General features: G+C 63.2%; 22 protein-coding genes. 11 read left to right on the top strand and 11 right to left on the bottom strand.

Annotated features, from left to right (window positions below; translation table 11 throughout):
- Nucleotides 1–50: 50 nt before the first annotated feature.
- Nucleotides 51–722 carry a glutathione S-transferase family protein gene (locus tag ACYQ47_RS02165; protein WP_459904332.1) on the bottom strand — a complete coding sequence of 224 codons (672 nt, stop codon included), beginning with the start codon at nt 720–722 and terminating at the stop codon, nt 51–53.
- Nucleotides 723–861: 139 nt separating this feature from the next.
- Here ACYQ47_RS02165 and ACYQ47_RS02160 point away from each other — a divergent pair, with 139 nt between their 5' ends.
- Entirely contained in the window at nt 862–1,032 is a 171-nt protein-coding gene (locus tag ACYQ47_RS02160) for a hypothetical protein (RefSeq protein ID WP_244828429.1), read from the top strand.
- 72 nt (nt 1,033–1,104) lie between these two features.
- Here the strand turns inward: ACYQ47_RS02160 and ACYQ47_RS02155 are convergent, their stop codons facing one another.
- The 6 genes from ACYQ47_RS02155 to ACYQ47_RS02130 form a co-directional block, all read right to left on the bottom strand.
- Nucleotides 1,105–1,515, bottom strand: coding sequence for a response regulator (locus ACYQ47_RS02155; protein ID WP_244828431.1), 411 nt, complete (start codon nt 1,513–1,515; stop codon nt 1,105–1,107).
- A gap of 377 nt (nt 1,516–1,892) precedes the next feature.
- Nucleotides 1,893–2,732, bottom strand: a complete 840-nt coding sequence (locus ACYQ47_RS02150) for a helix-turn-helix domain-containing protein (RefSeq protein WP_459904331.1) — start codon at nt 2,730–2,732, stop codon at nt 1,893–1,895.
- Nucleotides 2,733–2,962: 230 nt separating this feature from the next.
- Nucleotides 2,963–4,225 (bottom strand): FAD-dependent oxidoreductase, encoded by a 1,263-nt coding sequence (locus ACYQ47_RS02145; RefSeq protein WP_459904330.1) that lies wholly within the window; start codon nt 4,223–4,225, stop codon nt 2,963–2,965.
- Nucleotides 4,222–4,479 carry a (2Fe-2S)-binding protein gene (locus ACYQ47_RS02140; protein WP_459904819.1) on the bottom strand — a complete coding sequence of 86 codons (258 nt, stop codon included), beginning with the start codon at nt 4,477–4,479 and terminating at the stop codon, nt 4,222–4,224. The genes ACYQ47_RS02145 and ACYQ47_RS02140 overlap by 4 nt, the downstream gene beginning before the upstream one ends.
- 137 nt (nt 4,480–4,616) lie before the next feature.
- Nucleotides 4,617–5,756 carry an NAD(P)/FAD-dependent oxidoreductase gene (locus ACYQ47_RS02135; protein ID WP_459904818.1) on the bottom strand — a complete coding sequence of 380 codons (1,140 nt, stop codon included), beginning with the start codon at nt 5,754–5,756 and terminating at the stop codon, nt 4,617–4,619.
- Nucleotides 5,757–5,761: 5 nt separating this feature from the next.
- The gene (locus tag ACYQ47_RS02130) at nt 5,762–6,712 is read right to left on the bottom strand and encodes a 4-hydroxyproline epimerase (protein ID WP_284507785.1); all 951 of its coding nucleotides are present in this window, start codon (nt 6,710–6,712) and stop codon (nt 5,762–5,764) included.
- Between the two features lie 213 nt (nt 6,713–6,925).
- Here ACYQ47_RS02130 and ACYQ47_RS02125 point away from each other — a divergent pair, with 213 nt between their 5' ends.
- On the top strand, nt 6,926–7,831 hold the full coding sequence (locus tag ACYQ47_RS02125; RefSeq protein ID WP_459904328.1) for a dihydrodipicolinate synthase family protein: 906 nt from the start codon (nt 6,926–6,928) through the stop codon (nt 7,829–7,831).
- A 112-nt stretch (nt 7,832–7,943) separates the two neighbouring features.
- Here ACYQ47_RS02125 and ACYQ47_RS02120 read toward each other — a convergent pair whose 3' ends face one another.
- Nucleotides 7,944–8,687, bottom strand: coding sequence for a response regulator transcription factor (locus ACYQ47_RS02120; RefSeq protein ID WP_250466750.1), 744 nt, complete (start codon nt 8,685–8,687; stop codon nt 7,944–7,946).
- A 501-nt stretch (nt 8,688–9,188) separates the two neighbouring features.
- Between ACYQ47_RS02120 and ACYQ47_RS02115 the strand changes: the two genes are divergently transcribed.
- The 3 genes from ACYQ47_RS02115 to ACYQ47_RS02105 all read left to right on the top strand — a co-directional run bounded on the left by ACYQ47_RS02115 (nt 9,189) and on the right by ACYQ47_RS02105 (nt 12,352).
- On the top strand, nt 9,189–10,499 hold the full coding sequence (locus ACYQ47_RS02115) for an MFS transporter (protein ID WP_309960807.1): 1,311 nt from the start codon (nt 9,189–9,191) through the stop codon (nt 10,497–10,499).
- A gap of 121 nt (nt 10,500–10,620) precedes the next feature.
- Entirely contained in the window at nt 10,621–12,078 is a 1,458-nt protein-coding gene (locus ACYQ47_RS02110; RefSeq protein ID WP_459904326.1) for an MFS transporter, read from the top strand.
- A gap of 106 nt (nt 12,079–12,184) precedes the next feature.
- On the top strand, nt 12,185–12,352 hold the full coding sequence (locus ACYQ47_RS02105) for a hypothetical protein (RefSeq protein ID WP_244828474.1): 168 nt from the start codon (nt 12,185–12,187) through the stop codon (nt 12,350–12,352).
- Between the two features lie 220 nt (nt 12,353–12,572).
- Here ACYQ47_RS02105 and ACYQ47_RS02100 read toward each other — a convergent pair whose 3' ends face one another.
- Complete coding sequence (locus ACYQ47_RS02100) at nt 12,573–12,845, bottom strand: hypothetical protein (RefSeq protein ID WP_244828475.1); 273 nt, start codon at nt 12,843–12,845, stop codon at nt 12,573–12,575.
- A gap of 63 nt (nt 12,846–12,908) precedes the next feature.
- Nucleotides 12,909–13,790 (bottom strand): helix-turn-helix domain-containing protein, encoded by an 882-nt coding sequence (locus ACYQ47_RS02095; protein WP_459904816.1) that lies wholly within the window; start codon nt 13,788–13,790, stop codon nt 12,909–12,911.
- A gap of 254 nt (nt 13,791–14,044) precedes the next feature.
- Here ACYQ47_RS02095 and motA point away from each other — a divergent pair, with 254 nt between their 5' ends.
- On the top strand, nt 14,045–14,914 hold the full coding sequence (gene motA / locus ACYQ47_RS02090) for a flagellar motor stator protein MotA (RefSeq protein WP_244828477.1): 870 nt from the start codon (nt 14,045–14,047) through the stop codon (nt 14,912–14,914).
- Nucleotides 14,915–14,947: 33 nt separating this feature from the next.
- Nucleotides 14,948–15,928 (top strand): flagellar motor protein MotB, encoded by a 981-nt coding sequence (gene motB, locus ACYQ47_RS02085; protein ID WP_244828478.1) that lies wholly within the window; start codon nt 14,948–14,950, stop codon nt 15,926–15,928.
- A gap of 67 nt (nt 15,929–15,995) precedes the next feature.
- Here motB and ACYQ47_RS02080 read toward each other — a convergent pair whose 3' ends face one another.
- Nucleotides 15,996–17,327, bottom strand: coding sequence for an Nramp family divalent metal transporter (locus tag ACYQ47_RS02080; protein WP_459904324.1), 1,332 nt, complete (start codon nt 17,325–17,327; stop codon nt 15,996–15,998).
- Nucleotides 17,328–17,643: 316 nt separating this feature from the next.
- On the opposite strand from ACYQ47_RS02080, the gene ACYQ47_RS02075 reads away from it, so the two are divergent.
- The 4 genes from ACYQ47_RS02075 to ACYQ47_RS02060 all read left to right on the top strand — a co-directional run bounded on the left by ACYQ47_RS02075 (nt 17,644) and on the right by ACYQ47_RS02060 (nt 24,214).
- Nucleotides 17,644–17,925: a DUF4148 domain-containing protein gene (locus ACYQ47_RS02075; protein WP_244828483.1), complete on the top strand. Its 282-nt coding sequence runs from the start codon at nt 17,644–17,646 to the stop codon at nt 17,923–17,925.
- A gap of 352 nt (nt 17,926–18,277) precedes the next feature.
- Complete coding sequence (locus tag ACYQ47_RS02070; protein WP_244828484.1) at nt 18,278–21,478, top strand: efflux RND transporter permease subunit; 3,201 nt, start codon at nt 18,278–18,280, stop codon at nt 21,476–21,478.
- Between the two features lie 25 nt (nt 21,479–21,503).
- A complete protein-coding gene (locus ACYQ47_RS02065) occupies nt 21,504–22,754 on the top strand; it encodes an efflux RND transporter periplasmic adaptor subunit (protein ID WP_459904322.1) in 1,251 nt (416 codons plus the stop codon).
- Nucleotides 22,751–24,214 carry an efflux transporter outer membrane subunit gene (locus ACYQ47_RS02060; RefSeq protein WP_309960811.1) on the top strand — a complete coding sequence of 488 codons (1,464 nt, stop codon included), beginning with the start codon at nt 22,751–22,753 and terminating at the stop codon, nt 24,212–24,214. Before ACYQ47_RS02065 ends, ACYQ47_RS02060 begins: the two co-directional genes overlap by 4 nt.
- Nucleotides 24,215–24,222 lie beyond the last annotated feature (8 nt).

The raw sequence follows: 24,222 nt of genomic DNA, 5'->3' as shown, positions 1-24,222 counted from the left end.
GCTTCATTGTACGCAACGGCGCGCGCCGAAGCGTCGGGCGCTATCCGACGCTATCCCGCGAGATCGTAACGGCCGCCGCGCTCGAGCGCACGCTGATAGGCAGGCCGCGCGTGAATGCGTTCGAGAAACGCGCGCACATGCGGCAAGCTCTTCGCGCCCGCGCGCTGACTGCCGGCTTCGAGTGGAAAGCTCATTTGCACGTCGGCGGCGCTGAAGGTGTCGCCCGCGAACCATTCGGACTTTGCGAGTTCGCTTTCGATATAACCGAAGTGCAGCTTCAATTGCGGATCGATGAAACTGGTCTGCATGGTCTGCGCGATCCGGCGGCCGATCGGCTTCACGAAGAACGGCATCTTCGCGCTGCCGATGCGCAAGGCCACGAGTTTGAGCAGCAACGGCGGCATGGCCGAGCCTTCGGCGTAATGCATCCAGTAGTTGAAGCGCACGCGTTCCGGCGATGCGCCATGCGGCGGCGAGAAACGCCCTTCGCCGTAGCGATCGACGAGATACTCGAGAATGGCGCCCGATTCCGCAATGGTCTGCGCGCCATCCGTGATGACCGGCGACTTGCCGAGCGGATGCACGGCGCGTAGTTCGGGCGGCGCGAGCATTGTGTTGCGATCGCGCTCGTAACGCTTCAGCCCGTACGGGACGCCGAGTTCTTCGAGCATCCAGAGGACGCGTTGCGAGCGGGAATTATTGAGGTGATGGACGGTGAGCACGCTGTTGCCTCGTATTGTTATCGTGAGCGTTGGTATGCGACTTGCAAGCTGACACCACGCGAGCATACGTCGAAGGATAATGTCCGCGCGCCCGAGGGCGCATCTCTTTCACACGCACACAGGGACAACAGGAGAAACCGTGACGCTGATCATTTATCTGGTGGGCTGGCTGATTTTCATCGGCGGCGTAGCGTGGGGGCTCGTTGCCATGCACGTGTCGCAACATACGATCGCCATCGTAGCCGTCATCCTGCTCGGCATCGCCGTCATTACCGGCGCAACGCGCGCCCGCAATCGCGACCGCTCGTAGCCGCTTATCGCCTGCCCTTTCCCGCTGCCTTGCGCTTGCAGCCGACGCCGCTCGCGCAAGACAAATGCGAAGTCAAGTCACCACACGTGCCGACAGCGCGTCTTGGATCAGCGCCACCAGTTCATCGGGATGCGCGGGCTTCGTCATGAAATGCTGGAATCCTTCGCCAATACTTCGTAATCGGTATTCGTCGCCGTCGTGTCCCGTCAGCGCGATGGCCACGGAAGGCGGGAGATTGCCCCGTATTTCGTGGTCGCGCAAACGTTGCACGAGGTAGAAACCGTCCATTCCGGGAAGGTCGAGATCGCATATCACCGCATCGGGAAGATTCCGGATCGCGGCTTCCGCGCCGTCTTCGGCGTCGGCTACGGCGATCACATCGGCGCCTTCTTCTTCCAGCAAAATTTGCAGTGATGCCCTGCTTTCGGGATCGTCTTCGACCAGCACGATCCGCGTGTGCCCCAGTCTTGCTACTTCGTTCATGATGTTCTTTTCGACTGCCTAAAACGGAATTCTCGCGCACGGTCTCCACGGCTCGCCGCTCCTGACTGCCTGGGCAACCTTGCGTCGACTGCGCGCACCAAGCATACGTTGACAAGAAAACGCGGCGGGAATTCCGAACGCACCGTGTTCTATGCTGCGCGTGCACCGGTGCGGAATGCCGCGCAGTATGTCTCGCGCCGGGACAACGGGGGTAATGCCGGTCTCGGCGCACCGAAATCGAGCAAGAACCGGACCGGTCTGCGGCGTCGCCCGCAGACCCTTGACTGGCGGCGCTTTCAGCGTTTTTTTAGTGGCGCACCGGCCGGTAAAGCCGCACGACCGTGTAATTAAAACCGCAGCCATGCCCCGATTTCTCGTCAGACATTTAGGTTCGCGGCGGAATCGGGGCGCGTGGACGACGGCTGCGGCGCCTGCGACGTCTGCAACAGCGCGCGATATTCCGTCGGCGTAATTCCGACCGTCGCCTTGAACTGCCGCGTAAAGGCGCTGTGATCGGTGTAGCCGCATAACGCTGCCACGTCCGTCACCTTGTTGTCGTTCGAGACGAGCAGTGCGGTGGCGGCATCGAGCCGGGTCTTCAGCAATACCTGGCGCGGTGTGAGGTGAAAGACCTTGTGGAAATATCGTTCGAGCTGCGCAATCGACATGTTCGCCATCTGCGCGAGTTGCCGCATGTTGAGCGGCTGCACGAAATTTTCCTGGATGTGCTGCACGACCGCCGCGAGCCTGCTGTAGGCCGGATGCGTGCCTTCGGCCGCTTGCAGATCGCGCGAAATACCCGCGAGACCCACGATTTTGCCCGTCGCATCGTGCAGCGGCTGTTTGCAGGTCATGCACCAGCCGGGCTCGCGGCCGGGATACAGATGCAACTCGAGTTGATCGATAAGCTGAGTGCCCTGCGCGATGATCGCCTGATCCTGCGCCGTATAGATGCGCCCGAAGCGGCTCGGAAAAACGTCCTCGGCGGTTCGGCCGAGCAGCGCGGACTTGTCGTCCTTGTGGCCGCAGCGGCGCGCGAGCGTGCGGTTGACCATCGCGTAGCGCGCGTGGCGATCTTTCACGAAGAACACGATGTCGGGCATCGCGTCGAACACCGGCGCGAGCAGCGCGAAGTGAGAGAGCATGGCGCCGAGCGTCGATGCAGGCGAGGCATCGGCTGCGGGTTCTTCGTCGGGAAGGCCGGGCGAGGTTGGCATGCGTTTTCGGTTGGGCTTTCTTTGAGCGCGATGCGGGTGATTATAGGAGCGCGTGCATCGGGACAAAATTGAGCGTGGCGTCTGCCTTGCATGGCGGCTCATGCGTGAGCGGGCGTCGGTTCTTGAAGTTGGCGTTGGCGTTGGCGTTGGCGTTGGCGTTGGCGTTGGCGTGAAGCGTATCGCGGCACGGCTTCATCACGCTAGTACGCGGTTCATCGGCCGCCAAGATCTCAATCCACCGCGCCTTCGTCGAGTTCCGCCATCAATGTATCGATGCGAACCGGCGCGAACGGTGGACGCGTCATCGGGCGTTCCCAGCCGAAATACACCGCCGCCGCCTCGCCGCAAATGCGTCCCTGGCACGCGCCCATGCCGCAGCGCGTCTGCAGCTTCGCATCGCGCCAATTGGCATGCGCCGCGACGTCGCCAAAGCGCACGTCCTCGCAGCGGCATATGAGCGTGTCGGCGGATGGCGGCGTGCGTGCGGCGGCACCCAGCTCGAAAGCGCGCTCGACGCGCCCGGCAAACGCACGCCAGCGCCTGCGTTCGCGCACGAGACGCATGTCGATGGCGAGCCCCAGCGCCGCGCGCGCCGCAATCAATCCTTCGACGCGCGCCAGCTCCATGCCGCCGATGCCCGTGCATTCTCCGGCGGCGAACACCGCATCGAGCGAAGTGCGCTGAGTGTCGTCGACGCAAAGGGCGGCGGTATCGGCGAATGCGCAGCCTAGCGCCTGTGCGAGCGTCGTATTCGGCACGAGCCCGTAACCGCACGCGATGCGATCGGCTTCGATGACTCGCTCCCGACTGCCAGTGCGGATCGTGACGGCTTCGACGCGCTCACGCCCGTGCGCCTTCACGACGACACCGCCCGTCCGATAGCCCGCCGTTCCAAGCGCCATGGCCTGCGCGAGCTTCGCGGGCGTCACTGCAAGTGACGCGACAAAACGCGCGATGCGCCCAAAACGCGCCTGCTCGATGACCGCGAGAACTTCGGCGCCATGACGGCGCGCGGTATCGGCGGCGGCGAGCAGTAGCGGACCGCTTCCCGCCACCACGACGCGCTGCCCGCGCACCGGCATCCCGCTCTTGATGAGCGCCTGCAAGCCGCCCGCGCCCGTGACGCCGGGCAACGTCCAGCCCTCGAACGGCAACAGACGCTCGCGCGCGCCGGTCGCGAGAATCAGCTTCGACCAGGCGATTTCGAGCGATGCCGTCTGCTGCTCCAGCAAGAGCCGCTTGTCGCCGGAGACGGCGGCCACTTTGGTTGCGCTGAAGCGTGTGAGATTCGGGCGCGTGGCGGTATCGGCGAGCCAGTGACAAAGTGGATCGGCGAGCGCTGCCTGCGGACCCTGCCGCCAGATCTGACCGCCGGGACGCGGGTTATCGTCGATGAGCGCGACCCGCGCGCCCGCGCGCGCGGCCTCCTGCGCCGCCGCGAGCCCCGCCGGCCCCGCGCCGACGATCGCGAGATCGAACATTTCGGGCGTCATCGCGGCGTCGCCATCGTCTGGATGACGAGGCCTTCGTCACACAGCGTCTGACAGCCGAGCACATGCGCGCGGCCCGCCACGATGACGCGGCACTCCTGACAGACGCCCATTCCGCAGAGCGCGGCGCGCGGCTCGCCCGAAGCGGAGCGGCGCGTGCCTGCGATCGAGCGCATCGCGAGCGCGGCGGCGATGGTGGTGAAAGCGGCGACGTCGAGCGCTTCACCGTCGATGAAGATGCGGACGGTTTCAGCCATCTGGACGATCTTGTAAGAGCGCGAGCGGACCCGGCGCTTCGCCGTCGATTGCGCCACGCCCGGCAGCAATCGTCGAGGCATTCCTGCTTGCAAGCTTGGAAAGCCAAAGCGGCCACGCAAGCGGCAGGCGCGCAATCTCAACCATCGACCGGCTCCCGCGCAAACCGCTGCGGCGAAAACGCAGCCGCGTAAGGCGCTTGCATCGCGCCGAGAATCTGATCCGCCAGCAACGCGGCAGTGCCGAGCGAAGTCGTGACGCCCAACCCTTCATGCCCGGCCGCAAGCCACAACCGATCGCCCGCATACCGCGCCGGGCCGATCAGCGGCATGCCGTCCGGCGTCGCCGCGCGCAAACCGGTCCACGCGCGAATCGCGTTGAGCGCGCCGATGCCCGGCAAAAACCGCGACGCGCGTCTGAGCATGAGCGCGAGCACGCGGGCATCGATGGCCGGATCGACATTGCCGAACTGCCGCGAAGAGCCGATCAAAATCTGTCCCGTCGGCCGCGGCTGCGCGTTGAACGCCACCGACACGCCGCGCGCGTGATGCGCGCTCTTGATATACCCGAGTTCCGCCACCTGATGCCTGATCGTGCCCGGATAACGATCCGTGATCAGCAGATGCCCCTTCTTGGCTTCGAGTGACACGCCATCGACCAACTCCGCCGCCGCGATCCCGTTGGCGACGACCACATGCGCCGCGTGACACCGCTCGCCGCCGCGAAGCGTGATGCTCGCAGCGCTGTCGGTCGCGGCGACGCCAGCGACCGCGCAGCCGGTGACGACGCGAATGCGCGCGGCGCCTTCGGAGCGCGTCAGCAGCCATTGCGCGGCTGCAGGCGCATAGACGATGGCGTCGTCATCGACGAGAACGCCGCCTCGCAGCGCGTGACTCAGCGATGGCTCCGCCTCGCGCAAGCCGGTCGCATCGAGCAAATGCGCGCGCACGCCGCCTGCCGCGAAGGCGTCGCGCATGGTTTGCGCCGCGTCGAGTTCCTCGTCGTCTTCGGCGGCCCAGACGGTGCCGCATCGCACGAAGGCGTCGCGTTCGCGCAAATGCGGCGCGAGCGCCAGCCACAAGTCGCGCGACGCGCGGGTCAGCGCGAATTCGGCGGCGGAATCGTTCATCACGACGATATGCCCCATGCCCGCCGCCGTCGCGCCGCCGCCGATACCCCGCGCATCCACGACATCGACCACAAGCCCGCGCGCAGCCAGTTCCGCCGCGCACGCCGCGCCGACGATGCCCGCGCCGACGACGATCACATCCGCCGACATGTGCGTCACGCGGCAACGCTCGCCGGAATGCCGCGCGCGAACGGATCGCGCTCGTCGAACACGAGCCGCCCTTCGCCCATGACGTGCGCAAAGCCGGTGATCGTCGGCACGATCTCGCCTTGCGCGTGCTCGTAACTCGCCTCGAACACGCTGCCGATGATGCTTTCCTGCCGCCAGATTTCGCCCGGCGCGAGCAATCCGTCCGCCGCGAGACACGCGAGCTTCGCGCTCGTGCCGGTGCCGCACGGCGACCGGTCGTACGCGCTGCCTGGGCACAGCACGAAGCTGCGGCTGTCGATGCCCGTCGAAGGCGAATCCGCGAACAGTTCGATATGGTCGATGTACGCTCCCGCCGCGCCCGTTATGCCCTGCGCCTGCAGCGCTTCGCGAATCGCATCGGAAAATGCCGTCAACTCCGCGATACGCGCGCCGTCGAGCGTGCGTCCGTGGTCCGCGACGAGGAAAAACCAGTTGCCGCCCCACGCGACATCGCCCGTGAGCGGACCGTAGCCGGGCACATCCACCGTCACCGCGCGCCGATGCCGGTATGCCGGCACATTGCGCACGCTGACGCTGCCGTTCGGATTGAGCGTGGCATCGACGGGACCGACGGGCGTATCGATACGATGCCGCCCCGCCGCTATCCGTCCCGCATGCGCCAGCGACGCCACGAGCCCGATGGTCCCGTGCCCGCACATGCCGAGATAGCCGACGTTGTTGAAGAAGACGACGCCCGCAGTCGCGGTGGGGTCGTCGGGCGCGCAAAGAAGCGCGCCGACCATGACGTCGGAGCCGCGCGGCTCGGTGACGATGGCGCGGCGCCAGTCGTCGAAACGCGTGCGAAACGTCTCCAGCCGTTGCGCGAGTGTGCCGTCGCCCAAGTCCGGACCGCCCGCGGTGACGAGGCGGGTCGGCTCGCCGCCCGTATGCGAATCGATGATGTCGATGGTTTTCATGCCGCCTATCCTAAAAATGCGCGCGGCAGGCGTCTTGGAGCGGCTACGCGATTTCGATGACGATATCGGCATAACCCGCCCTCGCCCGATGACGCTCGCCGGAGCCCGCGCGCGCTGTGCCGAAATCGGCACGCGCCGCGCGCGAAACGCGCAAGACGCCTTGTTTTGCCGTGCTTAAACTGCACAGCGTTCAAACATTTTCGGAGAGCCGCCGTGTCGCATATCTGGGAAGGCGTGATGCCCGCCGTCACCACCAAGTTCAACGCCGATTTCAGCATAGACCGCGCGTGGACGAAGAAGAACATCGAAGCGCAGATCGAGGCTGGCGTGGACGGCATCATCGTGTGCGGCTCGCTCGGCGAAGCTTCGACGCTTTCGCTCGACGAAAAGCTCGACGTGCTCGATATCGCCGTGGACGCGGCGCGCGAACGCGTGCCGGTACTGCTGACCATCGCGGAAAACAGCACGCTCGACGGCTGCCGCCAGGCGGCGCGCGCGGCGAGCCGGGGCGCGAAAGGCTACATGGTGCTGCCGGGTCTGCGTTACATGTCGGATCGGCGCGAGACGCTCAACCATTTCCGCATGGTCGCGGATGCAAGTCCGCTGCCGATCATGGTCTACAACAATCCGCTCGCGTATGGCGTCGATGTCACACCGCGCATGTTCGCGGAACTGGCCGAAGACAGCAAATTCGCGGCGATCAAGGAATCCAGCGGCGACGTACGGCGCATTACCGACCTGATCAACGAAGTCGGCGACCGCTATGCGCTCTTTTGCGGCGTCGACAATCTGGCGATGGAAGCCATGCTGATGGGCGCACACGGTTGGGTGGCTGGCCTCGTGTGCGCGTTTCCGCGCGAGACCGTGGCGATCTACAAGCTTTTGCAGGCGGGACGCATGGAGGAAGCGCGCGCAATTTACCGCTGGTTCGCGCCACTGCTCGCGCTTGACGTGTCGCACAAGCTCGTGCAGAACATCAAGCTCGCGGAAACGATCGTCGGCCTTGGCACGGAGCCGGTACGCCCGCCGCGACTTCCGCTTGCCGGCGACGAACGCAAGGAGATCGAAGCGCTGATCCGGCGAAGTATCGAAACGCGGCCTGAATTGCCGCGGTTCTGATTTCGCCGATCACAGCGATGCCGTCTCGCGACGGAATCCATATGTGAAAGCGTGAGTCTTTCAAGGCAAACGCAAAAATGCCGTCTCGCGACGGCATTTTTACTTGGTGCTTTTAGGCAGCAATACGGGCATGCTCGGGTTCGACGCGCTCGTCGCCGGTTTCCTCGCCATCGCCATACAGATGCAACAGGCGATAACCACTCTTGTACACCGGCTGCAGTCGGAAGTGATTGACCGGCTCGATTTCCAGCGCCAGACGCAGACGCGACACGTGACTGTCGATAGTGCGCGTGGTTTCGCGGAACTCGCGACCCCAGACCATCGCGAAAATATGATCGCGCGACAGCACGCGACCGATATTCGAGAAGAACAACTGGGCGAGGCGGAATTGCGTGCCGCTCAACTGCACCGGACGGCCGCGCACCGTGACGGCTTGCTGACGCGAGTCGAAGCGATACGGCCCGACTTCGAGGCAAGCGCTCGACGTGGTTGGATACGCCCGGCGGATCAGCGCTTCGATGCGCGCGCCGAATTCGCCCGGGCGCACCGGATAAACGACGTAATCGTCCGCGCCTGCCGTCAACGCGCAAACGACGTTGTGTTCGGCGCCGTCGGGCGTGGCGAACATGACCGGCACGCGCTCGCCGAAACTGGAGCGCACGGATTTGAGCAGGTCGAGACCGCACAGACCGGATGAATTCCAGTCGAGAATGAGCAAATCGACCGTGGAACGCGAGAGCGCCTTGGACAACTGGAGGCCGTCGCCAAAGGTCACGCACGCGTGACCAAGCCGCTTGACGACGTCGCTGATGAGATTTCTATAACTTGGGTCGGTTTGCAAAACGGCGACGCGCATAGGGTCTGGCCTGATGAGTCTGAGGGGCAATAAGCAGATGCCTTGTCGAACGGGCACCGCAGGACGTCTCGTTACAGGCTGAGACGGTTAAATACAGGCGGCATTCTGGGCAGACCTGTTTCCCTTTCCCATCGGACTCATCCGAATTTGTCAACGCATGTGACGATTTCGACACCGTGTCGCACGCACAACCATCTCGAAAATAGATCGGCCGTTCTGCCGGAGGTGGCCTTTCATCCTGTAACATCGCGCGTCTGGCTTGAACGTCCCCGTTTGCGAGCTCTTACCGATGCCTCGCAAAGGAACGCTGCCGCGCGACTCCGAGTCGTTCGCGCAGCGCGGCCGCCGGGCGCGATACGACAATGCGTCCGTCGGGCTCATCATCCGGTCCTTGATTCGCGCTCACCCGGCGCGTCTTGAAAAGCCGCAGGACAACGCCTCTTCTTGCGCGGCACGTCCCGACACGTGCGCGGCTCTTTTCATTTACGGGTTCTTTTTTCGATGCACGCAACACCTCTGCCCGGCGCCTCGGACACCACGAGCGCCGCGGGCCGCCGTCTCACGCGCGGCGACTATAAAACGCTCACCCTCGCCGCACTTGGCGGCGCTCTCGAGTTCTACGACTTCATCATTTTCGTGTTCTTCGCGCCGGTGATCGGCCAGCTGTTCTTTCCCGCCACGATTCCTGACTGGCTGCGGCAACTGCAGACTTTCGGCATCTTCGCGGCGGGTTATCTTGCCCGGCCGCTGGGCGGTATCGTCATGGCGCATTTCGGCGATCTGCTCGGCCGCAAACGTATGTTCACGCTCTCCGTGCTGCTGATGTCGGTGCCGACGCTCCTGATGGGCCTGCTGCCCACTTACGCTTCGATTGGCATGATGGCGCCCGTTCTGCTGCTCCTCTTTCGCGTGATGCAAGGCGCGGCCGTCGGCGGCGAAGTGCCTGGCGCGTGGGTTTTCGTGTCGGAGCACGTGCCGAGTCGTCATGTCGGCTACGCGTGCGGCACGCTCACAGCGGGACTGACGGCCGGCATTCTGCTCGGTTCGCTGGTCGCGACCGCGATCAACAAGAGCTTCGTGCCGGCGCAAGTCGCGGACTTCGCGTGGCGTCTGCCGTTCCTGCTCGGCGGATTATTCGGGCTGTGCTCGGTGTATCTGCGACGCTGGCTGCATGAAACGCCCGTGTTCGCCGAACTGCAAAAGCGCAAGTCGCTTGCCGCCGAGATTCCGCTCAAAGCCGTGCTGCGCGATCATGGCCGCGCCGTGATCGTGTCGATGCTGCTCACGTGGATGCTTTCCGCGGCTATCGTCGTGGTCATTCTGATGACGCCGACGCTTCTGCAGAAGCAATTCCACATCGCGCCGGCGACCGTGCTCGCGGCCAATTGCGTGGCGACGCTGTTCTTGACCATCGGTTGCGTGCTGGCGGGCGCGATTGCGGGGCGCATCGGCGCGGGCAGGACGATTTTCATCGGCGCGATTGCGCTCGGCGTGTCGTATTACCTGCTGTTCCGGCAAGTCTCGCTCGATACGTCCGTGCTCTTGCCGTGGTACGCGTGCGCGGGCTTCACGGTTGGCGTGATCGGCGCGATTCCGTTCGTCATGGTGAAAGCGTTTCCGCCCGCCATTCGCTTTTCGGGCATCTCGTTTTCGTACAACGTCGCATATGCCGTTTTCGGCGGACTCACGCCGATCGTCGTTTCGCTGATGATGAAATCCAGTCCGATGGCGCCCGTGATCTACGTCTGCGCGCTGTGCGCGGTGGGCGCGGTGACTACGCTGTTTATCCGGGAAGCGGCGGTCGAGGCCTGAACGGCGGGCCTGATCCGATCACGCAACGCGCACTCCCCGTGAGTGCGCTTTTTTCGCCTTGAACGCCACGTTTCACCCGTGCCTGAAACATCGAGCGTGCGCCGCGTCTAGCATTGAGGGCATGAACTCGAACCTCGATCTCGATCCCAAAACGGCGCGCCTGAGCGCGCGTCACGTGCTCATCGTTGCCGCCACCAGCGTCGGCTTCGTCGTCTCGCAACTCGATGTATCCATCGTCAATGTGGCGCTGGCGAGCATCGGTCACGACCTGCGCGCGAACGTCGCGAGTCTGCAATGGACCATCGACAGCTACGCGCTCGCCTTTTCCGCGCTGATGCTTTCCGCCGGCTCGCTCGGCGATCGCATCGGCGCGCGGCGGCTTTTCGCGGGCGGGCTCGCCTTGTTCGCGCTGGCGTCGCTCGCCTGCGCGTTCTCGCGCGATGCCCCGCAGTTGATCACGGCCCGCGCGCTGCAAGGAATCGGCGCGGCGGCGATGCTGCCCAATTCGCTCGCGCTGCTCAACGCAGCCTGCGGTCACGATCCGCGTTTGCGGGCGCGCGCGGTGGGTCTGTGGACGGCTGCAGGCTCGATTTCGATCGCGGCCGGGCCGATCGTTGGCGGTGTGCTGATCGCGGCGTTCGGCTGGCGCAGCATCTTCTGGGTCAACGTGCCGATCTGTGCGGCGGGCATAGCGGCGACGCTCGCGTGGGTCCGCGAAACACCCGCGCAACCTGGAAGCGGTCGCGGCGCGCGCGGTATCGACCTGCCCGGTCAGGCGCTTGCCGTGATCGCGCTCACGGCGCTCGTCGGCGCGGTCATCGAGATGCGGCCGCTCGGACTCACGCATCCGCTAGTGCTCGGCGGGGTTGCGCTGGCGTTGCTGGCGGGCGCGTCGTTCGTCGTGATCGAAGGCCGCACACGCTCGCCGATGCTTCCGCTCGCGCTCTTCAAGGAGCGCACCTTCAGCGCGGCGGTGGTGTTCGGTATCGGCGTGAATCTTACCTACTATGGGATGGTGTTCGTGCTGAGTCTGTACTTGCAGCGCGTGCTCGGACATACGCCGTTGCAGACCGGTCTCGCTTTTCTGCCGCTGACGGGCGGCTTTCTGCTGTCGAATCTGGCGAGCGGACCGGTCGTCGCGCGTTTCGGCTCGCGTGCGCCGATGATCGCCGGCGCGCTCATCGACGCCGCCGGTTTCGCGGCGCTCGTTTTCGTCGATGCCCACACGCCCACGCTCGCGCTCATCGTGCCGTTCCTCCTGATTCCAACCGGCATGGGCGTCGCGGTTCCGGCAATGACCACCGCGCTTCTCGGCACGGTCGGTCAGGAGCGCGCGGGCACGGCGTCCGCAGTACTGAATACGGCGCGGCAGGCGGCGGGAGCAATCGGCGTGGCGGCATTCGGCGCGCTCGCGGGACATGGCGAAGGCGGCGCGGCAACGGCGCAGATCGTCGATGCGGTGCGCTGGTCGGCGGGCATATCCGTCGCGCTCCTAGTCTGCGCTTGCTTCAGCGGGTTTCTCGTGCGCGATGCGCGTGGCAATCGCCCGATGAGCGCGGCACGGCAGGCGACGGAATAATGCGACGAGACTCGGGAACGCGCGTTGCAGACGCATGAAGGACGCCCGGCATCGACGAAACCGTGCCGGTCACACACGAACTGCATACTCTGGAGAACACCTGATCATGTCGACGATGCCCCGCTCACCCGAAGAGCCGATGGAACCGGACCCGGACAAGCTGCTCGACCCCGACGCGGCGCCGAACCCCGACGATCCGGACATGCCCGATGGCCCGGATTCAGCGACGCCACTCGTTCCCGCCGATCCGAGGAATGGGCAGCCGCGCCTTTGAAGGCGCGCGTTGTTCGATCCGCGCTGCTTTCGTGAAATGGATCGCGCGACTCCGCTGAATGCCGGCGCCGGTCGAGGTCACGCCTAACTGACCGCAGAGACGGCAGGCCGAGAGCCTAAGCAGCGCGTTATGTGGCTCGCACTATCATCCAAACACAGAAAGCACAACGCCCGCGCGACCGAAGATCGCCGCGCGGGCGTTGTTGCCGTCTAAACCAGAATTACAAATTCGTAGTTTGCACGGCACCCGTCTGCAGGGCGCGCTCGATCAAGCCTTCCTCCTGCGCCCGCTTCACGGCATCCGCGACGAACGTATCCGGCGCCTCGACTTCCGCTTTGATGGCACCGATAATGCCGCCCGCCTCCACGATCACGAGCGATTCCGCCGAATCCGCCCGGCTGATGATGACGCGCCGGGGACCGCCGCCGTCCGCGATACTCGCGCAGAACTGCATGCTTTGCCCGCCGATTACTTGTTCGAATGTTTGAATCATCGCTGTCTTCCGCGTTGGTTGGACAAAAGCCATGGTTAGCCGCTTCGCTAAAACGCCGCGTGCTCATTCATTGATTCGCGCCGCGTCGTCAGGTTCAATTTTGTAAGCTGATGGCCGTGAGCGCAACGACATCTCCGCGAGCGCGGTAGCCGTAAATTCGTCGGCGGGAAAAAAGGCCTCGATCGCCAACTCGGATAGCGTGATGTCCACCGGCGTGCCGAATACCGTCGTCGTGCTCAGAAACGACAGTGTGCCGTGCGGCGTCAAAAGGCGCAGCGGCACGACCACGGGATCGAGTTCGGCACTCCTCGCCTTGCCGGCATGCGGCGGCGTTGGATACGCCTCGAGTTCCACGAGCAGCGCGGCGAGCGCGGCGTCTCCGGAAACCTCGATCTGCCGACGCACACGCGCCAGTAGATGCGAGCGCCATTCGTGCCAGTTCTCGATTGCGTGAGCCAAGCCTTGCGGATGCAGCGACAAGCGCAGCACGTTCACGGGCGGCGCGAGTAGCGACGCATCCGCCGCGAGCGCAACCAGCGCCGACACGGCGGCGTTGCCAGCGATCATCGTCCAGTGACGATCGACGGCCAACGCCGGATACGGCTCGTGTCCCTTGAGCACGAGTTCGACGGCACGGCGCGCGGCATCGAGTTGCGGATCGGCGAACGGGCGTTCGCGATATAGCGGCGCATAACCCGCCGCCATCAGGAGCGTATTGCGCTCGCGCAGCGGCACGTCGAGTTGCTCGGCCAGGCGCATGAGCATCTCGCGGCTCGGCAACGATCGCCCTGATTCGATGAAGCTCAGATGACGCGTCGATACCTCAGCGTCGCCGGCCAGGTCGAGCTGGCTCATGCGCCGTTTCTGGCGCCATTCACGCAAGAGCGCGCCGACCGTCGCGGGCGGCGCGACACTCGATGCAACGAACGCAAAAGTCGAATTCATGCCGCCGATGTTAGTCGATTCGTCCATCCGCGATCCATTACCTGACGCGTAATGACCGGTCAAAGTTGCGTCGATTGCCGTCGTAACATTTACCTCGCAAACCATTGCGCAGAAATCTTTGCGCGCGTAACCCTAAATCTCGGGTGGTCCGCGCCGTTAAAAGCCATCAACAAGCCAATAAAGTTTCGCGTGCCGTGCGTGTCTCATGTCGAGCTCGCAGTGCTCGCGACGCCCTGACTTCTTGCGGAGAGATCATGTTTGTCATTATCGGTTGGGTAGTGGTCATCGGTTCGGTGATCGGGAGTTTTATCGGCGTCGGCGGGCATCTGGCGGCGCTGGTTCAGCCGTTCGAGTTGCTGTGTATTTTCGGGGCGGCAATCGGCGCGTTCGTCGTGTCCAATCCGACCGCAACGCTCAAGAAGACCTTGCAAGGTCTGCCGAAGGCCTTTAAGGGCGGCGCCTACACGAAAGAGAAATACCTTGCGCTGATCGCGCTGCTCTATGAGCTGCTGCAAAAGGCCCGCAAGGAAGGGATGATGGCGCTCGAAGCCGACGTCGATGCTCCCGAAGCCAGCCCCGTGTTCCAGAAGTACGAACACGTGATGAACGATCATCATCTGCTCGAATTCATCGTCGACTATCTGCGCATGATGTCCGCAGGCAACGTCAACGCGATGGAAATGCAGGACCTGATGGACGAAGAACTCGAAACGCATCACACCGAAAGCGCGATTGCCGGTAACGCAATTCAGAAGATGGCGGACGGCTTGCCGGCGTTCGGTATCGTCGCGGCGGTTATGGGCGTGGTGCACACCATGGGCTCGGTCGGCGCCGCGCCCGCCGTGCTCGGCGAGATGATCGCGGGTGCGCTCGTCGGAACCTTCCTCGGCATTCTGCTCGCATACGGTTTCTTCGGACCGCTCGCTGACTTGCTCAACGCAAAGGGCGCGGCCGAAGCCAAGCCGTTCCAGTGCGTGAAGTCCGTGTTGCTCGCGTCGATGAACGGCTACGCGCCGACCATCGCCGTCGAGTTCGGCCGCAAGGTGCTCTTCACGGCGGACCGTCCGAGTTTCAAGGAACTGGACGACGCCGTGCGCGCCACCAAGATGCCAAAGTCCGCTTAAAGCCGCTCGCGCTCATTACCGGAAAACACGTTCATGGCTGAGAAACCTTCACGCGATCCGCTGCAATCCGTGCTCGCGCCGACCATCATCGTGCGCCGCAAGAAGAAGGCGCACGGACACGGTCATCATGGCGGCGCATGGAAGATTGCTTACGCCGACTTCGTCACCGCGATGATGGCCTTCTTTCTCTTGATGTGGCTGCTCGGCTCCACGTCGAAGTACGACAAGGAAGGCATCGAGGACTACTTCAACACACCGCTCTCCGCGCTCTTCGGCAACGACGGCGGCGCATCCGCGCACACGAGCGTGATTCCAGGCGGCGGACGCGATTTGTCGAGCACGCGTCCCGGCGAAGGCAAGAAGAGCCAGACGCAGCCAGTGCCGCCGCAAATCGCGCGTGCCGCTGTCGCCGCGGACGACATGCAGCGCCTGCAGCAACTGAAGCAGAAGCTGCAAGCGCTGATCGAACAGACGCCTGCATTGAAAGCGTTCAAGGATCAGATTCGGATCGCGATCACGAGCGAAGGCTTGCGTATCGAGATTGTCGATTCGCTCAAGCGGCCCATGTTCGCGTCGGGCAGCTTCAAGCTCGAAAGCTACGTGACGACGATTCTCACGAATATCGGCGCGTCGTTGAATGACGTCGATAACCGCGTGTCTATCGCCGGTCACACGGACGCCGTGCCCTACTCCGGCAATCAGACGGGCTACTCGAACTGGGAGCTGTCGAGCGAGCGTGCCAACTCCGCGCGCCGGGCGCTGGTCAGCGGCGGCATGAAGGAAAGCAAGATTCTTCAGGTGCGCGGTCTCGCCGATGCACTGCCGCTCAATAAGGACGTTGCCGACGAACCGACCAACCGCCGTATCAGTATTCTCGTGCTGAACAAGGCTGCGGAACAGGCATTCTTCCGCGATGGCGGCCGCACGACGGTGGATCAGACCTTGCCTCCCGAAACCGCGATTCCGGCGGCCGTGGCGGCGAAATCGACCGCGCCGGCAGCGGTGGTCAAGTAACCTCCAGGCTACATCGACAGATGCGCCATGCACGAATCACGCGTGCATGGCGCTTTCTTTCATGCGCTCAGGAAAGCCAGTCGCTCACGGTCTGCACGACGAGCCACACATTCGCCACGCTGATCACGACGAACAAGAGCCACGCCAGCAGCTTCGTGGTCATGGCATTGGCGAACTCGCCCATCAGCGTCCGATCGCTCGTCATGCGAATGAGCGGCCACAATGCAAACGGCAATTGCAGGCTCAGCACGACCTGACTCGCGACCAGCAGCTTGCCGACCGCGCCGTTGCCCATCGCATACACGCCGATCAGCGCGGGCACGAGCGCGAGCGCACGCGTGATGAAACGCCGCTGATAGCACGGAATCTTCAAGTGCAGGAAGCCTTCCATGATGACTTGGCCTGCGATGGTGCCGGTAAACGTCGAGCTTTGTCCCGAAGCGAATAGCGTCACCGCGAAGAGAACCGCGGCCAGCCCGGTGCCGACGATAGGCGCCAGCAGCTTGTAGGCATCTTCGATCTCGGTGACTTGCGTATGCCCTGTCGCATGAAACGCCGATGCCGCGAGAATCAGAATTGCCGCATTGATGAGCAACGCAAGCACGAGCGCGACGATAGTGTCGATGCGCGACAAGCCGATGGCCGACGCCAGGCTCTTCTTATCGCGCTGAACCACGCGCGTTTGCACGATCGACGAATGCAGATAGAGGTTATGCGGCATCACGGTTGCGCCGAGAATGCCGATGGCGAGATACAGCGGCTCGCGCTGCGAGAAGAGGCTGATCGAAGGCACGAGACCTGCGGCGACCGAAGCCCAATGCGGCTTCACGAGCACGAGTTCGACAATATAACCAAGCCCGATGGTCGCAATCAAACCCAGCATGATGGCTTCGAGATCGCGAAAGTTCTTGCCCTTGAGACCGAGCACGATGAGCGTATCGAACGCGGTGAAGATCACGCCCCACATCAGCGAGCAGCCGAATAGCAAGTGAAACGCGAGCGCACCGCCGAGCACTTCGGCGAGATCGCACGCGATGATCGAGAGTTCGGCGAGCGCCCATTGCGCATGAGCGACGGGCTTTGCGTAGCGTTCGCGTGATAGCTGCGCGAGATCGCGTCCGGTGACAATGCCGAGGCGCATCGACAGACATTGCAGCACCATCGCCGCAAGGCTCGAAAGCACGACCACGAAAAGCAGGTCGTAGCCATAGCGCGATCCGGCTTCGATATCGGTGGCCCAATTCCCCGGGTCCATATAACCGATGGAGATGAGCAGCCCCGGCCCCGCGAACTGCAGCAGCTTTTTCCAGAACGACGCGCTTGGCGCGACGGCGACGGAGCCTTTGACTTCAGATGGACAGAATGGCGCGGTGGCCGTGGTCGGCAGCTTGAACGGCAATTGACGGTCCCGGTGTCGATGTTTGAACGAAAGATGTTTGAACGAAAGCGAGCGTCACTGAAACGAACCATGCCTTTGTCTTACAGGACGCTCGAAGCTCGCGAGTCTATCATCGGGCGCTTGCCGCCACAGGCGAAAACGTTTGCGACAGCGCCCGCTTCAATCTGACCAAAGCGCCATTTGACCGCCAGCATCTCGTCACGGTGCGAGACATAGAATCGGTGCCGTGGCGGTGGTGGGTGTAACGAGCTTCATGACGCTCGAAACCACGAAACCGCACGCCGCGAATCGTCCTTAACTTTTCAGGGAGTTCGCCATGAAACTACTCGCTCGCATCGCTATCGTTACGTTGGCCGCAGCGCCACTTGCCGCCTTTGCTCAAAGCGAAGGACTCACCCGTGCACAGGTCAGACAGGATCTCGTCAAGGTCGAACAAGCCGGCTACAACCCGTCGGAGCGCGATGCGTTTTACCCGAACGATATCCAGGCCGCCGAACAGAAGGTCTCGAACCCGTCGTATGGCGCATCGTCGGAAGGCTCGTCCGCGTCGGGACAACCGACCATGACGACCACGCCGCTCGGCCAGACTCCGCAATAACGTCATTCAACAGTCACGCCATTCCGAACGAGGCCAGCGCGGCTTCCGCTGAATTGAAGCGATCCCGCGCCGTCTCACTGCGGTACTCGCATTGCCTTTCGCGCGATGCATCGACGTACTTTCCGATTACGTTCACCTTCCATTGCGCGCTGCCGGCTTTCCTTTCGAGCGCTTAGGATTACACACGCCTTTCATTTCACGCAAGATGACGAAATCGCCATTTTCGCGTCATTATCTCGTTGGTACGTTGCCACTACCATAGGGCACCGAAGGCGACTCACCGACTCGCCTTCGAGACTCGTCCCGCGCGTGAAAGCACCTGCGTCCCTCCCTCGCTCTTCCGAACGCCTCAATGTGGATTGTCAACGTAGCGCTGAAGCGGCCTTATACGTTCATCGTAATGGCCATCATGATCCTGCTGGCCACGCCATTCGTCATTCTAACGACGCCGGTGGACGTACTTCCGGAGATCAACATTCCGGTTGTCAGCATCATCTGGACGTACACGGGCCTCTCGTCCGAGGACATGGCCAACCGCATCACGTCCGTGAACGAACGCAGTCTCACGACCACCGTCAACAACATCGAGCATATCGAGTCGCAGTCGTTGCCGGGTATCGCCATCATCAAGCTGTTTTTGCAGCCGACCGCGAACATTCAGACGGCGATCGCGCAGACGGTGGCCGTCGAACAGGCGCAGCTCAAGCAGATGCCGCCCGGCGCAACGCCGCCGCTCGTCATCAGTTATTCGGCGTCGAGCATTCCGGTGATCCAGCTTGGATTGTCGAGTCCCAAGGAGTCGGAGCAATCGCTCAACGATACGGCGCTCAACTTCCTGCGCCCGCAGCTCGTGACCATTCCGGGCGCATCGGTGCCGTATCCGTATGGCGGGAAGTCGCGTCTCATCTCCATCGACCTCGACACACGCGCACTGCTCGCCAAAGGCCTGACGCCAACCGATGTGGTCAGCGCCGTCAACGCGCAGAACCTGATTCTGCCGACCGGCACGGCGAAGATCGGGCCGAAAGAATTCACCATCAACATGAACGGTTCACCGACCACCGTGGAAGGCCTCAACGACCTGCCCGTGCGAACCGTGAACGGCGCGACGACTTATCTGCGTGAAGTGGCGCACGTGCGCGATGGCTTCTCGCCGCAGACCAACGTCGTGCGTCAGGATGGCCGGCGCGGCGTGCTGATCTCGGTGCTGAAGAACGGCGATTCATCGACGCTCTCTATCGTCAACACGTTGAAGGGTCTCCTGCCGCAAGCGCGTTCGTCGTTGTCGGAAGACATCAAGATCACCGCGCTCTTCGATCAATCGGTGTTCGTGAAAGCCGCCGTGCAGGGCGTGGTGCGCGAAGCGCTGATCGCCGCCGCGCTCACGGCCGCCATGATCCTGCTCTTCCTCGGCAACTGGCGCAGCACCTGCATCATCGCGATCTCGATTCCGTTGTCCATTCTCTCGTCGTTGATCGTGCTGCATGCGCTCGGGCAAACCATCAACATCATGACGTTGGGCGGGCTCGCGCTCGCGGTGGGCATTCTCGTCGACGACGCCACCGTCACCATCGAGAACATCGAACGCCATCTGCACATGGGCACCGATCTGCACGAAGCGATTCTCGAAGGCGCGGGCGAAATTGCCGTGCCCGCGCTCGTCTCGACGCTGTGTATTTGTATTGTGTTCGTGCCGATGTTCTTCCTGACCGGCGTGGCGAAGTTCCTGTTCGTGCCGCTCGCGGAAGCCGTGGTGTTCGCCATGATCGCGTCGTACATTCTTTCTCGGACGCTCGTGCCGACGCTCGCCATGCTGCTGATGGGCCACGCGCATGCACCCGATGCCAAGAAGAAGCCGAATCTCTTCATGCGGCTGCATCGCCGGTTCGATCACGGCTTCGAGCGCATGCGCGCCGCATACATCGTGATTTTGAGCAGCCTGCTCGTGAAGCGGCGGCTCTACGGTTCGCTCTTTCTCGGCTTCTGTCTCATCTCCACCGCGCTGGTGTTCGTGCTCGGCCAGGACTTCTTTCCCACGGTCGATGCCGGCGACATCCGCATGCACATGCGTGCTCCAACGGGCACGCGTATCGAGGAAACCGCGCGCCTCGCCGATGAAGTCGAGAAGGTCGTGCGTCAGGTCGTGCCCGCCGATGAGCTCGATACCATCCTCGACAATCTCGGCCTGCCCTATAGCGGTATCAATCTCTCGTACAGCAACTCGGGCACCATCGGTACGCTCGACGGCGAGATACAGGTGGCGTTGAAGGAAGATCACGCGCCGACCGAAAAATATATCGACGAACTGCGCGCGCTCTTGCCGCAGAAATTCCCCGGCGTGGAGTTCTTCTTTCAGCCCGCGGATATCGTCACGCAGATTCTGAACTTCGGCTTGCCCGCCGCCGTAGACGTGCAGATTCAAGGCCAGAATCAGCAAGCTAACTTTCAGGTCGCGGCCAAGCTGATGAAGCAGATCCGCATGATTCCCGGCAACGTGGATACGCACATTCAGCAGAAGCTCGACGAACCCGTCATCAACCTGACGATGGACCGCACGCGTCTGCAGCAGCTCAATCTCTCGGCAAGCAATGTCGCGCAGAACGTGCTCGTTTCACTATCGGGCAGCTCGCAAACGTCGCCGGGATTCTGGTTCAACCCGAAGAATGGCGTGGAATACAACCTCGCGGTACAGACGCCGCAATATCAGGTTTCATCGGTCGACGAACTCTTGCGCACGCCTGTGTCTGCCTCGCTCACGGGACCGACGCAATTGCTCGGCAACCTCGTGCGTGTCTCGCCGCAGAATCAGTTCGCGGAAGTCTCGCACTACAACATCCGTCCCGTGATCGATCTCTTCGTAAGCGTGGAAGGAAACGATCTCGGCAGCGTGGCGCGTCAGGTGAATCATCTCGTCGATGAAGCGCGCCGCACGCTTCCGCGCGGCACGCAGATCAACGTGCGTGGTCAGGTCGAGACCATGCGTACATCGTTCTTCGGGCTGGGCGTTGGCGTGGCCATGGCGATCGTGCTGGTGTATTTGCTTATCGTCGTCAACTTCCAGTCGTGGGTCGATCCGCTCATCATCGTGAGCGCGTTGCCGGCGGCGCTCGCGGGTATCGTCTGGATGCTATTTCTCACCGGCACGCATCTGTCCGTGCCCGCACTCACGGGCGCGATCATGACGATGGGCGTCGCCACCGCCAACAGTATCTTGATGGTGTCGTTCGCGCGGCAACGTCTGACAGCGGGCGTGCCGCCGCTCGCCTCCGCGCTCGAAGCAGGCGCAAGCCGTATTCGCCCGGTGCTGATGACGGCCTTCGCGATGATCATCGGCATGATTCCGATGGCGCTCGGTCTCGGCGAAGGCGCCGAACAGAACGCGCCGCTCGGCCGCGCGGTGATCGGCGGCTTGCTGTTTGCCACGGTTTCCACGTTGTTCTTCGTGCCGCTCGTCTTCGCGGGTATTCACGCGCGCCTTGCTAAACGCGCGGAACGCAAAGGCCATAAACCGCACGGCGAAGCGCAGTCCGACGACACGAACACGCAGCACTGAATTCAATCCAGGCACTCCGACGAACATGACTGAAAAGAACCACGCCTCGCTCGCGATTCCCGCGCGTGATCCGAATGAAGGACCCGCGCTGCCACCGCGCCATGTCGAATGGAAACGCGCGAAGATCGCGCTCGTGATCGTGCTTGCGCTGCTCGCGCTCGGCGCGGCGCGCACCGTGATCAGCGACATGATCCACAACCGCTCGGTCGTCACGCGCACGCAACAGAACGCCCAGCAATACGTCAACGTGGTCGCGCCGACGCAGACCGATGGCGGCGGCAACACGACCTTGCCGGGTACGCTGCGCGGCTTCGTCGAATCGCCGATTTATGCGCGCGCGACGGGTTATCTGCTGCACTGGTACGCGGATATCGGCACACGCGTGAAGCAAGGCCAGTTGCTCGCCGATCTCGATACCCCTGAAATCGATCAGGAGCTCGCGCAGGCGGTCGCGCAACGCGATCAGACAGCATCGAGCCTGGGCCTTGCGAAAAGCTCGCTGCAACGCTGGCAACAACTGCGTCAGCGCGATGCCGTCTCGCAGCAGGAACTCGACGAACGTCAGAGCACGTATAACCAGGACGTGGCCAATCTCGCCGCCGCGGACGCCAACGTGAAGCGTCTGCGTCAGCTCGAATCGTTCAAGCGCATCGTCGCGCCGTTTGCAGGCGTGGTCACGCAGCGCAACGTCGATGTCGGCGATCTCATCGACGCGGGCAGTGGCGCGAGCCGCGCGCTCTTTGCGCTCGCGCAGTCGGACCCGCTGCGCGTGTTCGTGCAGTTGCCGCAGGCGTATGCGCAGAACGTGTCGGTCGGTCAGTCGGTGGTCGTGATGCAGGCCGAGCTTCCCGGTCAGCAGTTCCACGGCAAGATCACGCATATCTCCGGCGCGATCGACGTGCCCACGCGTTCGCTGCAAGTCGAAGTCACGCTGCCCAACGCCGATCAGCGCCTGCGTCCCGGCGCCTATGTGCAGGTCGCCGTGCCAGCCGTCGTCCATGCACGCCTGCTCGTGCCGGGCAATGCGTTGCTCTTCCGTGCGGAAGGACCGCGTGTCGCGGTGGTCGACTCGAACGGCCATGTGCATCTGAACAAGATCGTGATCGCGCAGGATCTCGGGCAGTCGCTCGAAATCGAGAGCGGTATCGAGCCGACCGACAAGATCATCATCAATCCGAGCGATTCCATTGCGGACGGCGATCATGTCGTGATCCAGCCGCAGAAGCAGCAGAATCAGCACGATCCGCAGACTCCGAATCAAAAGGCCGCGTCATGAGAGGCATCGTTGCCATCGGCATGTTGACGATGCTCGCGGCGTGCACCGTCGGCCCCGATTACAAGCGCCCCGTCGCCGAGACGCCGCCCGACTGGCAAACCGACTCGTACTGGCGAGTCGGCGAACCTTCGCACGCGCCGCTCGCGCTCGACTGGTGGACGAGCTATGACGACGCCACGCTGAACACGCTGGAGACGCAAGCACTCGCGCAGAATCAGACGCTCGCGGCCGCCGTCGCGCATTACGAACAGGCCCGCGCAACGCTCGCGCAAACCTCATCGCTCGCGCTGCCCGAGGTGGATCTCGGCGCACAGGCCGACCGTCTGCGCGTATCGAAGAATCGTCCGGTCACGAGCTACAACACGCCGGTCATGAGCACGGTTCAGAACGACATCAAGCTCGCGCCTTCCGTGAGCTATGACCTCGATCTGTTCGGACGCATTCGCCGCGAAGTGGAAGGCGCACAGGCAACGGCGGAACAATCGCGCGACGACCTCGCCAACGCGCGGCTCGTTCTCACCACGGAACTCGCGAGCAGCTATTTCTCGATGCGCGAACTCGATGCCGAGATCGACGTGCTGAATCGCTCCGTGGGGCTGCAGAAGAAAGCGCTCGATTACGTGACCTCGCAGCACGATCTGGGCGCGGTATCCGGTCTCGACGTGCTGCAACAGCAGTCGCAACTCGACTCGACACGCGTGCAGGCGCAACTGCTGCTGAACCAGCGCGCGCAATACGAACACGCCATTGCGGCGCTCGTCGGCACGCCCGCGCCGCAGTTCTCCATCGCGGCGGACATCAAGGATCGTCCGGTGCCGTCGATACCGCTCGGCCTGCCAAGTGACGTGCTGCAACGCCGGCCGGATGTGGCATCGGCGGAGCGTTCGATGGCGTCGGCGAATGCGCAGATCGGCGTCGCCAAGGCTGCATTCTTTCCGAGCCTGACCTTGAACGGTAACGTCGGCTGGGAGAGCACGGCGTTCTCGAGTCTCATCTCCGCGCCAAGCCTCTTGTGGACCATCGGCACCATGGCGAGCCAAGTCGTGTTCGATGGCGGCCGGCGTTCCGCTGCCGTCGACTTCGCGAGCGAAGGCTACGTGGCGGCTGAGGCGAATTATCGTCAGACCGTTCTCGGCGCGTTCCAGCAGGTGCAGGACGGTATCGTCGGGTTATCGGTGCTGGATGGCGCGGCGAAGCAATCGCATGCAGCCGTCGTCGACTCGCAGCGTCTGCTTTCGCTTGCCAATGATCGATATTCGGGCGGCCTCGTCGCTTATCTCGACGTGATCACCGCACAGCAGCAATTGCTCACGAGCGAGCGCCAGGACGTGCAAATACGTGGCCAGCAACACACCACATCTGTCGCGCTCGTCAAGGCGCTGGGCGGCGGATGGGACGTGCATGACGCGGCGCAGGAACAGGGTGCATCGAATCAGAGCGTCGAGGAATCATCGCGTTGAATGGCGGT

The organism is Caballeronia sp. HLA56, assembly GCF_054655155.1.
Note: the sequence above shows the minus strand (reverse complement) of the source record. Positions and strands in the feature narration are given on the sequence as shown.